General features: G+C 68.0%; 8 protein-coding genes. 2 read left to right on the forward strand and 6 right to left on the reverse strand.

Annotation, left to right across the window (positions count from 1 at the left end):
* Positions 1-3: 3 nt before the first annotated feature.
* From ACTWQI_RS15570 to ACTWQI_RS15585, 4 genes are all read right to left on the reverse strand, one after another.
* Positions 4-843: an SDR family oxidoreductase gene (locus ACTWQI_RS15570; protein ID WP_443270862.1), complete on the reverse strand. Its 840-nt coding sequence runs from the start codon at positions 841-843 to the stop codon at positions 4-6.
* 194 nt (positions 844-1,037) lie between these two features.
* Entirely contained in the window at positions 1,038-4,613 is a 3,576-nt protein-coding gene (gene putP, locus ACTWQI_RS15575) for a sodium/proline symporter PutP (protein WP_443270864.1), read from the reverse strand.
* A gap of 372 nt (positions 4,614-4,985) precedes the next feature.
* Positions 4,986-7,790 carry a SpoIIE family protein phosphatase gene (locus ACTWQI_RS15580; RefSeq protein ID WP_443270866.1) on the reverse strand — a complete coding sequence of 935 codons (2,805 nt, stop codon included), beginning with the start codon at positions 7,788-7,790 and terminating at the stop codon, positions 4,986-4,988.
* A gap of 264 nt (positions 7,791-8,054) precedes the next feature.
* Complete coding sequence (locus ACTWQI_RS15585) at positions 8,055-9,590, reverse strand: putative glycoside hydrolase (RefSeq protein ID WP_443270868.1); 1,536 nt, start codon at positions 9,588-9,590, stop codon at positions 8,055-8,057.
* A gap of 343 nt (positions 9,591-9,933) precedes the next feature.
* Between ACTWQI_RS15585 and ACTWQI_RS15590 the strand changes: the two genes are divergently transcribed.
* Positions 9,934-10,770: a polysaccharide deacetylase family protein gene (locus ACTWQI_RS15590; protein ID WP_443270870.1), complete on the forward strand. Its 837-nt coding sequence runs from the start codon at positions 9,934-9,936 to the stop codon at positions 10,768-10,770.
* A 58-nt stretch (positions 10,771-10,828) separates the two neighbouring features.
* On the opposite strand, the gene ACTWQI_RS15595 is transcribed toward ACTWQI_RS15590, so the two are convergent.
* Positions 10,829-11,176, reverse strand: coding sequence for an STAS domain-containing protein (locus ACTWQI_RS15595; protein WP_443270872.1), 348 nt, complete (start codon positions 11,174-11,176; stop codon positions 10,829-10,831).
* Between the two features lie 163 nt (positions 11,177-11,339).
* Positions 11,340-12,002: a GOLPH3/VPS74 family protein gene (locus tag ACTWQI_RS15600; RefSeq protein WP_443270873.1), complete on the reverse strand. Its 663-nt coding sequence runs from the start codon at positions 12,000-12,002 to the stop codon at positions 11,340-11,342.
* A gap of 342 nt (positions 12,003-12,344) precedes the next feature.
* Between ACTWQI_RS15600 and ACTWQI_RS15605 the strand changes: the two genes are divergently transcribed.
* Positions 12,345-12,962 carry a LysE family translocator gene (locus ACTWQI_RS15605; RefSeq protein WP_443270874.1) on the forward strand — a complete coding sequence of 206 codons (618 nt, stop codon included), beginning with the start codon at positions 12,345-12,347 and terminating at the stop codon, positions 12,960-12,962.
* Positions 12,963-12,991 lie beyond the last annotated feature (29 nt).

Genomic DNA, 12,991 nt, shown 5'->3' on the forward strand with positions numbered 1-12,991 from the left:
CCGTTACCGGGTCTTCCCGGACCGGCGCAGCGCGGCGACCTTCCGATCGAACCGGCCGTTGAGCATGGGCGACAGGATGCTCCCGTAACGGGCCAGCGCGCGGGTCGCCGCGCCGGGGCAGATGAGGAACTGCCGGGATTCGATACCGGACACAATGGCGGTGGCGACCGCCTCCGCCGACAGCGGCTTGATCGTGCCGCTGATGGCATGCGTCTCGGCGGGCTTCCAACGGTTCTCTTCCGCCAGTTGGGGGGTGTCCACGTCCGGTGGGAACACCACGCCAGCATGCACGTTGTGCGGGGCGAGTTCCGCGCGCACGGACTCCATCAGCCCCCGGACGGCGAACTTGGCCGGGCCGTATGCGCTGTAGCCGAAGATGCCCAGCAGTCCGGCCGCCGACGACACCGCAACAACGCTCCCCCGTCGCCTGTCGACCATGCTGGGCACGATCGCCCGCAGCGCGTAGAGCGTGCCGAAGTAGTCGACCTCCATCATCTGGCGGAAGACGTCGTCGGGCAGGTCCAGGAAGTGGCCCGGTCTGGCGATACCGGCGGAGGTGACCAGGATGTCGCAGGGCCCCTGGGCCTCGACGAGTCCGGCGAGCGCCGCGGTAAGTGCCTTCTGGTCGGCGACGTCGGCCTGCCTGGTGGCCACGTGGGCCCCCGTCTGGCGGAGTTCAGCCGCCGCCGTTTCGAGACGGTCTTGTCCCCGGGCCAGGAGGGAGATCTTCGTTCCCCGCTCAGCCAGTGCCCGGGCGGTCGCCAGCCCGATGCCGCTGGAGCCGCCCGTCACCACAGCATGGGCGGATGCGAGATGGACCGGTGACGGCCTCCGACCGAGCATGCTTTTCTCCCGTCCGTTCCCCCCGACGAGCCGGTCAGCCACGGTCACGGTCTCATGCGTCACCTATAGCAGAGTGCGGCAATTCCAGCGGTTCTACCAGCCGTCGATCGATCTGCTCAACCCCTACCGGTGCACGGCGAGATCACATGTCGGTTACCCAGTGGAGCACTGGCAGTCTGTTCTGGCGCCCAGGCTCACGCCACCTTGTCGGAGGGAATGGTCTGTTCCGTCCAGATGATCTTGCCGGTCTCCGTGTAGCGGGTGCCCCATCGTTGGGTGAGCTGCGCGACGATCAGCAGCCCCCGCCCGCCCTCGTCCGTGGTCCGGGCGTGGCGCAGCCGCGGCGAGGTGCCGCTGGAGTCGGAAACCTCGCAGATCAGGGCGTGCTCCCGGATCAGGCGCAGACAGATCGGTCCGGTCGCATAGCGGATGGCGTTGGTGACCAGCTCGCTGACGATCAGCTCCGTGGTGAACAGCAGATCATCCATGCCCCACTCCGACAACTGCCGGCCGGCGTAGGTGCGGGCACTCGCCACGATGGCCGGGTTAGTGGGCAGATCCCAGGAGGCGACCTGGTTCGATTCCAGGACGCGGGTCCGAGCAAGGAGCAGGGCGGCGTCGTCGGCCGGCGGACCGCTCAGCATAGCCTTGACCACGTTGCCGCCGGTCTCCTCCAGCGTCGGCCCGGGCACCGCGAGGGCATTGCTCAATCGGGACAGCCCGACGCCGATGTCCCGATCGTAGGCCTCGATGAGGCCGTCGGTGTAGAGCGCGATCAGGCTGCCCTCGTCCAGCTCCAGCTCGACGGACTCGAAGGGCAGGGCCCCGAGGCCGAGCGGCGGTCCGGCGGGCAGGTCCAGGAAGTCGACGGCGCCGTCGGGGCCGACGATCACGGGCGGGAGGTGACCGGCTCGGGCCAGCGTGCACCGCCTGTTGACCGGGTCGTACACGGCGTACAGGCAGGTGGCCCCCATGAACGTGGCGGCCACGCTCTCGTTCTCGGCCGCCACCTCATCGGTGCTGTGCGCCCCCATGAGGCCGATGACCAGGTCGTCGAGGCGGGCCAGCAATTCGTCGGGGGGCAGATCCAGGTTGGCGAGCGTGCGTACGGCCGTGCGCAGCCGCCCCATGGTTGCCGCGGCATGGATTCCGTGTCCGACCACGTCGCCAACGACCAGTGCGACCCGGGCCCCGGAGAGCGGTATCACGTCGAACCAGTCGCCACCCACACCGCTCGGTGCATCCGCCGGGAGGTACCACGACGACACCTCCAGAGCAGATCCTCCGGTCAGCTCGTGCGGCAGCAGGAAGCGCTGCATCGCCTGGGCCGCGGTGCGCTCGCGGGTGAAGCGGCGTGCGTTGTCGACACAGACCGCCGCACGGGATACGAGTTCCTCGGCGAGACGTACATCGTCCTCCTTGAAGCGACCCAGACGCCGGGACCGGACGAAGGTCGTGGCGCCCAGGGTGACGCCGCGAGCCCGCACCGGCACCACCATCACCGTGCGGAACCCGAACTCGCGGACGACGGCGCCCAGCGCCGGATCTTCGGCCACCCACGCACTGGTGGAGGCGTCCATCGGTTCCACCAGGGTCTTGCTCTCGAGCAGACAGCGGGTCATAGGCGACGAGGGGGTGCGCTGGACCGCTTCCCCCACGGCCAGACCTGCCTCCGGACAGCCCTCGCGGACCGACTTCTGCCCTGCGCGACGCATGGTGGGAGTGCTGTCGACCGGCCCGGGAACCGGCTCCTCACCTCTCATGACCGAGTCCAGCAGGTCGACGGCGACGAAGTCGGCGAGGACCGGCACGGCGTCGTCGGCCAGTTCCTGTGCGGTCAGCGTCACATCCAGCGTGCTGCCGATGCGGCCGCTCGCGTCGTTCAGCAGGGCCAGGCGTTCCTGGGCCTGCCAGCGCTCGGTGACGTCGATGACCATGTACCAGATTCCGACGCGCTGACCGTGGTGGTCCTCCATGCCGAAGAAGGAGGCCGAGTATGCGCGCTTCCGATGGGGATCGGGATAGGTAGGGCCGCGGAATTCGTAGTCCATCACCGGAGCCCCGGTCTCCAGGACCCTCTCCATCTTCTCCTGGAATGGCTCCGCTTCCTGCCTCGGCAGAACCTCCTTCACCTGCCGCCCCAGGCGTCGCTCAAGCGGGATGATGCGCTCCAGTACGTCATTCACCCAGACGTACCGCAGATCCGTGTCCAGGACGGCCATGCCGACCGGTGCGTGTGCGAGAAACGGCTCGAGCATCAGCTGGTGCACCCCGCCCCCCGGCATCCGCCAAAAGGCACGTTCCGGGGGTCGGCCGACGAACCTGCCGAAGACCAGCGCGGCGACTGTGGCGACCAGCACACCTGGGACCATCTCGTAGATGCCCGACTCAAGCGGTCCGAGCAGCGGATTGATCTCCTTCCACAGAAGGACGGTGCCCGCGCCCGACACGATTCCGGCCATTGCCCCGGCCCATGTCATACGCGGCCAGTACAGCGAGAGGAGGACGACCGGCCCGAAGGCGGCGCCGAAGCCCGCCCAGGCATAGGCGACGATGTTCAGCACTCCGCCGCCCTTGAGCGCGATCACGTAGGCGACCAGAATCACCACCAGCACGGCGCAGCGCCCGACCCACACCAGCACCGTGTCCGAGGCCCGCCGGTTGAGGAACGCGCGGTAGAAGTCCTCGGTGAGAGCGATCGACGACACAAGAAGCTGGCTGTCCGCGGTCGACATGATCGCGGCCAGTACGGCAACCAGCATGATGCCCGCGACCCAGGGATCGAGCAGGACCTGGGTCAGGGCGATGAACACGGTCTCCGGGTTGTCGAGCGGCCTGTCGAGCTGCCCGATTCCCACGAGGCCGACGAGCGAAGCTCCGGCGAGCACGACGAGCACCCAGCCTGTTCCGATGCGCCGGGCCGCGGGGATGGCGTGGATGCTGCGGATGCCCATGAAGCGGGCCAGGATGTGCGGCTGGCCGAAGTAACCAAGGCCCCAGGCGAGCAGCGAGATGATCGCGACGGCGCCGAGCGACCCGCCTGCCGACCACGCGCCGTCGGCGAATCTGGCCTCGGCCCCCATGTCCAGCAGGGTTGGTGTCTTGTCGCTGAGGGCATCGCCCAGCGCCCCGAAGCCCCCGAGCACCCCGATACCGACCACAGGGAGCACGAGCAGTGCGAGGAACATCAGCGAGGCCTGCACGACGTGCGTCAGGCTTACGGCGAGGAAGCCACCAAGGCAGGAGTAGACAACGATCACCAGGGCGGTCAGGGTCACCCCGAGCTCGAAGTCGACGTTGAGGACCTGCTCGAACAGCAACCCGCCGGCTACCAGGCCACTGGCGACGTAGACGGTGAAGAACACGACGGTGACCGCCGCCGAGACGATCCGGAGTATCCGGGTGCGGTCCTCGAACCGTTCCTCCAGATAGGCCGACAGGCTCACGGCGTTACCGGCGCGCTCGGTGTAGGTGCGCAGCCGGGGGGCGACGAACAGCCAGTTGAGGTAGGTGCCGATCGCCAGACCAATAGCGATCCAGCTGGCGCCGATGCCCGTCGCGTACACGGCTCCGGGAAGCGCCAGGAACAGCCAGCCGGACATGTCACTGGCCCCCGCGGACAGGGCGGCGACCAGCGCGTTAAGTCTGCGGCCGCCCAAGGCGAAGTCGGCGAAGGTGCGGGTGCGGGTGTAGGCCCAGACACCCACTCCGATCATGGCGACCAGATAGACCACGAAAGTGGTCAAGATCGGTGCGCTCAAATCGAACATTTTCTCCTCACCTGCGAGGCTGGTGAGCATACGCACGGCCATCGGCAGGTATGCGGCCCTGTGGGCCTATTTATCAAACATATGCAGATTCAGCCAGTCAGAGACGACTGGCAGCGTGCCCATGAGTGCCGCGATTCCGCTCCGGCAGCTGTTCGTGGCGGATCTCGTATGCGCCCGCCATCTCGAGAATCCTTTCCATGGTGGATTCCCCCCGCAATGCGAACCTGCGCCAGGGCGCCCAAGGCCTGGATGCACTCACCGACCCGCCCCCGGGACGACCGGCACGAGCCCAGACCGCCCCTCCCTGTTCTTCGGAGGCTGGCGGCATGAGGCCCGCTACTCCCAACTTCCCCTGCAACCACGGCCACTACGTTACGAGGGGAAGCTAGTTGCCGGGTACGGCTGTTCCGTCCAGATGACCTTGCCGTCGCCGGTGTAGCGCGTGCCCCAGCGTTGAGCGAGTTGCGCGACGAGGAAGAGGCCACGGCCGCCCTCGTCGGTGGTGCTGGCGCGGCGCAGCCGGGGGGAGGTGCTGCTGCCGTCCGTGACCTCGCAGATCAGCGCGCGGTCACGGAGCAGCCGTACCTCGATGGGTGGACCGCCGTAGCGGATGGCATTGGTGGCGAGCTCGCTGATGAGCAATTCGGTGGCGAACCCCAGCTCGTCCAGCCCCCAGGCCGCCAACTGGCTGGTGACCGCCGAACGCAGGGCGGAGACGGCGGACGGGTCGGCGGGGAGGTCCCAGCGCGCCACCCGCCCGTAGTCCAGGGCACGGGTGCCTGCGACGAGCAGCGCCACATCGTCCTGCGGCTCGGGTGGGGGCAAGGTCTCAAGCAGGGTGCGGCAGATCTGCTCGGGGCTGCCTGCGGAACTGGCAAGCGAGTCGCGCATCGCGGCGAGCATGGTGTCGGTGTCCCGGTAGCGATCGCAGACCAGGCCGTTGGTGAAGAGCACCAGTTGACTGCCCTCGTCCAGCTCCAACTCGACGGTCTCGAACGGCAGGCTTCCCAGGCCGAGCGGCGGCCCGAGCGGCATATCGGGGAACTCCACGGTGCCGTCCGGGCGTATCAGCGCGGGCACCGGGTGGCCGGCGCTGGCCGCGGTCAGGCGCCGGGAGACCGGATCGTAGACCGCGTACAGGCAGGTGGCGCCCGCGATCACCTCCCCGGCCATACCTCGCGCGTCCTGTTCGAGATCGAGACGGTCGACCAGGTCGTCGAGGTGGGCCAGGACCTCGTCGACCGGCAGGTCGAGATCGGAGAAGTTGCGCACGGCGATGCGCAGTCGCCCCATCGTGGCGGAAGCGCACAGCCCGTGGCCGACCACGTCGCCGACGACGAGTGCCACCCGCGCTCCGGAGAGCGGGATGACGTCGAACCAGTCGCCCCTGGTGCCGCCGTGCGCGGGCAGATAACGGTGCGCGACCTCGACGGCGTTCTGCTCGGGTTCGTCATGGGGCAGCAGGCTGGTCTGCAGGGCAAGGGCGGTGGCGTGCTCACGGGTGTAGCGGCGGGCGTTGTCGATGCAGACGGCCGCACGGCCGACCAGTTCCTCGGCGAGGGAGAGATCGTCCTCCTCGAAGGGAGCGGGCCGCTCGGAGCGGTAGAAGCTGACCACGCCGAGGACCATGCCGCGAGCGCGCAGCGGCACCGTGATCAGTGAGTGGATGCCCGCTTCACGGATGCGCTCGGCGCGGGGCGGGTCCTGGGCGATCCATCCGGCCGCCTTGTGCAGATCGGGTTCGAGGATCGGTCTCTCAGCCGCCAGGCTGATCGCTGCCGGGGTGGACGGGACGAAGGTGATCAAGGCGTTCACTTCATGCAGGTGCGAGTCCGGGCGGATGCCCTTGAGCGCGACGCGGCGGACGGGCTCACCGGGGCCGGTCGGCTCCTCGCCGCTGAGCACCGCGTCGGGCAGGTCGACGGCGACGAAGTCGGCGAAGCTCGGGACCGCCACCTCGGTCAACTCCTCGGCGGTGCGCGCCACATCGAGCGTGGTGCCGATCCTGGCCCCGGCCTCGCCGAGGAGCGACAGGCGTTGCCGGGCCAGCAGGGCCAAGCGCCCCACGCCCGGCTCGCCCACCGCGACCAGCCAGTCCCGAGCGGTTTCCGGCGGCGGCTTGCGGGCGGGTGGCACGGAGTGCGCGGGGAGCACGGCGTGCGGTCTCGGCAGCAGCATGACAGGTGCCTTGCCCGGGGTGAGGCTGTCGGCCGGCATGGTGATGTCCCCAGTTGTGCTGTTCGCCTGGGCACCCAGGCAGCGCAGCGCTCCATCGGGCAGTACGGCTTCCACTGCGACCCCCGTCAGCCCGGTGGGGCTGTGCACCGGTCGGCTCAACACAGTGGCGAAGCGCCGGTGGGAAAGCTCCACCTCTGCGAGGCAGGCGCGTCCTGCGGAGATCATCTCCGCCGCCTTCTCCAGCAGGACGATACGGTCGCGCTGCTCCAGCAGGTCATCAGGGAGCAAGCCCATGGAGACCGGTTGGTCGAACCAGCTCGCCGCGACGCCCGCGCGGCGGCGAGCCCGCAGGAAGACATGGAGCAAGGCACGTTCACGGCCCCGGATCTGGTCGAGCAGGCGCCGTTCGATGAGCTCGACCGTCTCGTTGACCAGGCGCAGCATCGAGGTCTCGGCGTCGGCGCGCTCACACGTCACATCCAGCGCCCCCAGGATCCGTCCGCTGAACGGATCGCGGATCGGAGTGGCGGCACAGGCGTACGTCCGCATGGCGTCGGCGAAGTGCTCGCGCCCGCAGATGAACGACGGGCGCCGGTCGGCGAGCGCGGTGCCCATCCCGTTGGTGCCGACGACCGGCTCGGAGAAGCCGAAGCCTGGACAGAGGTCGATACTGTCGAGGAACCCGTTGAGTGACGGTTCGCCCACGCGACGTGACAACACACGCGCCTGCTCGTCGCAGAGGAAGACGCTCACCTTGATGCCGGAGACCTTCGCCTCCAGATCGTCGAGGACCGGCCCGGCGATGTGGTGGAGGAGGCCGCCGAAGTCCACATCCTGGTGATACAGGACATCGACATGATCGGCGGTGACCCCCTGTGACCGGCACCGCTGCCAGGAGCGCAGGACCGATTCCCGCACACCGCCACCCACCGGCAGACCGTCCAGGAAGTGGTCATGGGCGCTGTTGAGCGCTCCGACGTTGTCCCACTCGACCGCCACTCGGACCTACTTCCTGCCCAGAAGCATGCTTCTCCTGCGCTTTCCCCGACCATACTCCCCCATATCGGATCTCTGTTCTCATTCCGGTCGTTCTTCTCGCTTCCCAGTCCGATTGCCAGGCGCCGTGCGGGCACCAGAAGCCGCCGATACAACGACGGCGCTGGAGATCGTCCAGGTCGCGTAGCGACTTACGGCCCTGCCGAAGCCAGGCTGACCAGCACTTTCCCGGACACGGGCGGCGCGGGTTCGGGCGGGCCAGAGGGCTCAGCCGATGCGAGCCAAGGCACCGCCGTGGTAGCGGACACCGGGATTCCACAGCAGGAAGGACTTGATTCCGTTGTCCGCGGCGCCGCGGATCTGGGCGGCGACCTCCTTGTCGCCGTAGGCGATGCCCATCGAGAAGTCCTGGATCCACGGGATGATCTGTGCGTTGGTGCCCTTCGTCTGCTGTTTGAAGTCGGCGAGCGACCGCTTCGTAATGGCGTACGGCTGGGCGTTCGGGTCAGCCACTCCGTACTCACCCGGGTTCCAGTGCGAGGGATAGATCATGGGGGCGATGTAGTCACACGCCTTGGCCAGCTTGCCGATGTCCTGCGCGATCTCGAGGGGACGGGTGACGGCGATGCCGAATACCGACACCCCGAGGAAGGCGCCGTGCTGACGAGCGAGGGGGCGGGTCTGGGCGACCAGCCGGGCGATGGAGTCCTCCGGCTTGCTGTCACCGAGGCCGGGAAAGGACATTCCGCTCAGCTTGCCGTCGGGGCGGCGGATGTAGTCGTAGAGGATGTCGTCAAAGCCGAGCCCGGTTGCCTCGGCCACCAGGTCCAGGTGGTATTTGCGCACGTCCTTGTCGGCGAAGTTGGTGAAGGACAGCGCGCCGTATTTGGAGCCGGCGCCGTACGGTCGGCCGCTCGGGGTCTGAACGACCCGGTTCCGGTGCCCGTCCTTCCAGGACGCAGCGGCCAGGATCGGGTCGCGGAACGCGACGACGCGACCGACGACCGTGCCGCCCGCATCGTGGATCTGCTTGATGGCCTTCTTGGCGTCGTAGTACCCCTTCGATGCACCCGTCTTCCTGGCCAGGGGTATCCGGGAGTCATAACCGATCTCGCCCAGCTCGTCCTTGATATCGAGCTGGACCGCGTTGAGCTTGCCCTCCCGGAGCAGCGCGAGGATCGGCTTCCGCAGCTGGTCGGAGGCCCAGCCGAGGGCGCTGACGTGCACTGCCCGCAGCAGTGGTCGCCGTACGGTGACCGCCACTTCCTCGTGCGCGGTGTTCCCGGCCACGTCGGTCGCGACAACCTCGGCCCGGGCGGGCGGACGGCCCAGCGTGATGGCGAAGGCCCCCTCCGAGCCGAGCCGCGCCTTCCTGCCGTCGACCGTTACACCGGAGGCACCTTTCGCGCTGCCCTTGATCGTGACGGGGCCCTTCAGGCTGTGGGTCCGGGCGTCGGCGACCTTCAGATCCGGTGGCGTGGTGTCCACGGTGAAGCGGCGGCTCAGCTCGGCGCCGCCGCCGAGGACGGACGCTGCCTTGGCCACCCGCAGCTCGTACTCACCATCCCGTAGCGAGCCGAGCTCGATCACCAGCTCACCGCCGGACGCCCGCACCGCGACCGGCTTGCCGTTCAGGCTCACCTCGGTCCCCTTCAGCGCGGAGGCCTGGGCCGAGGTCACGACCAGCTCGCCTTCGCGCAGCGTCTTGGCGTTCAACCGGCCGCCGCCGGGCAGGCCGTGCATCTCGAACCCGGGATGGTTCGTCAGCCGGACGACGAGCACACCCCCAACGGCCACCGCCACGGCCAGGGTCCCGCCCAGAAGAGTGACGACCAGTCTGCGAGGGGATCGATTACCCGAGGAATCCGAGAGCTTCCAGCCGAGCCGCATTGGCACATCCCTTCAAGGAGGTCTCGTGCGTCTTCGTCCTCTTCTCCGTCAACTCTGCATCGCTGCTTTGCCTTTGGCCGCGCTGGCGGTCTCCTGCGCGGACCCCCGAGGCGGTGCACCCCCCAGGGGCGATACACCAGGCACTTCGGCCGCGAGAAAGACCCCCGATGCTCCGCAGGATTCCCGCTCAGAGTCGCCGGAACCCCCTTCCCCGGCCGCGGTCGATGCCGATGAACTCGGCTGGGTACCGGTACTGATGTACCACCAGGTCGTCGACAAGCCGAGCAGCGCCTACGACCGCACCCCGCAGGACTTCCGCGCCGAACTCCAGCGGCTGGCCCGGGAGAAGTACATCCCCGTCACCGCCGCCGAGTACAGCACAGGGAAGTTCGACATCCCAGCCGGCACCCACCCGGTCGTTCTCACCTTCGACGACTCAAGCGACAGCCAGCTGAATCTGGAACCTGACGGTGAGCCAACCGACGACTGCGCGGTCGGCATCCTGCTGGACGTGGCTCACCGGCACCGGGCGTTCCGCCCCGTCGCCACCTTCTTCGTCAACGGCGATGCGTTCCCCGCCACCGGCGGGAAGAAGGCCCTGGCCTGGCTGCACAGGCACGGCTTCGAGATCGGCAACCACACCCTCGACCACGCTCAGCTCAGCGGCCTCACCCCGGGGCAGGTGCAGCGCCAGATCGCGGCCGACCAGAAGGCCATCAGCCGGCGCGCCCCGGGCGCCCAAGTGGTCTCCATGGGCCTGCCGTTCGGCATCCAGCCCGATCCCGCCGAACTCGCGCTCGCGGGTAGCTGGCACGGGGTGTCCTACGAACACCACGGGGCGTATCTCGTGGGCGCCAATCCGGCCCCGTCCCCGTACGCTGCCACCTTCGACCCGGCCGGAATACCGCGCATCCGCTCCGCCGCCCCGGATGCCGAGGACGCTCAGTTCGGCTCCTCCCACTGGCTCGACAAGCTCGCGAGCGGCACGGCCCCCCGCTACACCTCGGACGGGGACCCGGAGCACATCTCCTATCCGGAATCCTCCTCGGCCTCGGTCGCGAAGCGATATCTCAGCCGAGGCCGGCCCTACTGAGTGCTCAGGGACCCGACAATGTCAATCGGGTCCTGACGGAGATGATCCCTGGGCCATCTCACCGCGTCGCCGCATCCACTGAGTCATCGAACCGGTACACCTGGTGCAGGCCAGTGATTCGGAAGATCTTGAGAAGTGGTTGGACGTTGCACACGATGCGTAGCTCCCCCTCCCGGCCCTTGATGCGCTTCGTGATCGCAACGATCGCCCCGAGGGCCATCGAGTCCATGAAGTTCACGTGGTTCAGATCCAGGACGAAGCGGGGGCGCCCCGCAACGGCATCGGAAAGCGCCGCGACCGCCGCGCGCAGCTTGGGTGCGGTGTGGACGTCGATCTCGCCGGTGGTCTCCACAACGGTCCAGCCGTTCACGACTCGGTGGCTGATGGTGAAGGTGCCCGTGCCCATCGCTTGTCCCTCTTCCCGAGCCGGTGAATAGCTCAGACATGCCAAGCATGGATCTATTTCAAAATTAGGATACTCTTCGCAATCGCCGCGACCGCTTTCCCAATACCGCACGGTCACTCTCGCTGCCATCCGGCTGTGGCTCCGGTGATGATCCGCCCAGTCCTCAGCTTCCTGCCGCGATGACGGTGACGACGGTGACCGCTGCTAGGGCCACCTGCATGTCGTGGATCGCGGCACGGACGCTCTCGCCTGCCCACTGCCCGGCCGCGACCACTGCCATCCGGTCGGCCACCTGCTTACGCGGGACGCCGGGGAATGCCAGGCGGTGCAATTTGGCGGCGTGGATCAGCGCGATGAGGCCCGTCGTTCGCACGTCCGGAGCGGCGCCCTCTAGGACGACGGCCTGGAGCCGCTGCCGCAGCTCTGTCTCGGCCGCGCTGTCAGCCTCGGGATAGCGGCGCGCCGGGAACAGGCCGAGTTTCCTGTGCCGCCGCTCGACGACCACGCCGCGCTCGCACAGGCTTTCCACAGCCGCGCCGACGGCCTTGGCCTGGTCCCTTGCCAGCCACTCTGTCACTCGGCGCTTTTCCCGGCCGCGCAGCCAGGATTCGAGCAACGCGAGCCGGCCATCGAGCAATTGCTCCCCGGTCGGCGTCGCGTCTGTCAGTTTGAGGTACTTGCCCTCAACAGATGCCCTCCCGGCGAGGACCAGCTCCAGCAGGATCCCGCCCGCGACGGCCCAGCCCGCCGCCTGCCGCTGCTCCGGTGCCCCGGACTCATCGTCCAGGGACAGCAGCATGATTTCCTCGGCCAGCGTGACGGCCATCCCAGTCCCCCGGTACGCCTCGTGATTGTTGAAGTCAACTGATCAGACGCCCGGACCCACCCGGAGGTTCCAGCCCATGGCGCCTGCTCAAGCCGTCCGGCCTTGACCACCTGGCCAAGCTCGGTATCCACGCCTTCCTCATCGGCGAGAGCCTGATGCGTTCCCCGGGCCCGGAATCCGCAACTCCTGACCTCCTCGCCCAAAGAGACGGGTAGCGTTCCGCCCGTCCGGTAGACCATGACCCTGCTAGAGGACATGCCATGCTGACCCAGACCAGGACCGATCCCATCGGGAACGCTTCTGGCGTTGGGAGGCCGTTACCAACTCAAGGAGTGTCTGGCCGTGAGTGTTGAGTTCCTGATCACATCGCTCATCATCGTCGTCTCGCCCGGCACCGGAGCCCTCTACACGATCGCCACCGGACTCTCCCGGGGCTTTCGCGCCAGCCTCGTGGCCTCCTTCGGCTGCACCCTCGGGATCGTCCCGCACATGGCAGCCGCCATCGCGGGACTGGCGGCCATCCTGCACACCAGCGCGGTCGCCTTCGAAACCTTCAAGTACCTGGGGGTGGCCTACCTCCTGTACCTGGCGTGGAGCACCCTGCGTGAGCGGGGCACGCTGAAGGTGGAAACCAAGGAAGAGGAAACGAACCATTCGGCGGCGCGGATCACCGGCACAGCCATCCTGATCAACTTCCTGAACCCGAAGCTGTCCATCTTCTTCCTGGCGTTCCTGCCGCAGTTCGTACCCGCCCACACAGCGAACTCACTCCCGCGGATGCTCGAATTGAGCGCGGTGTTCATGCTGATGACCTTCGTCGTCTTCGCCGCCTACGGGCTGTTCGCCGCCGCCGTACGCGACCACGTCATCTCCCGCCCGAAGGTGTTGGCGTGGATGCGCCGCACCTTCGCCGCCGCGTTCGTCGGGCTCGGTTTCCAACTGGCCCTCGCCAGCCGCTGAAGATGGAAGACGACGGCTCACGGTTCAGC

Origin of the sequence: Streptomyces sp. KR80 (assembly GCF_052245555.1) — a bacterium.
GTDB lineage: Bacteria > Actinomycetota > Actinomycetes > Streptomycetales > Streptomycetaceae > Streptomyces.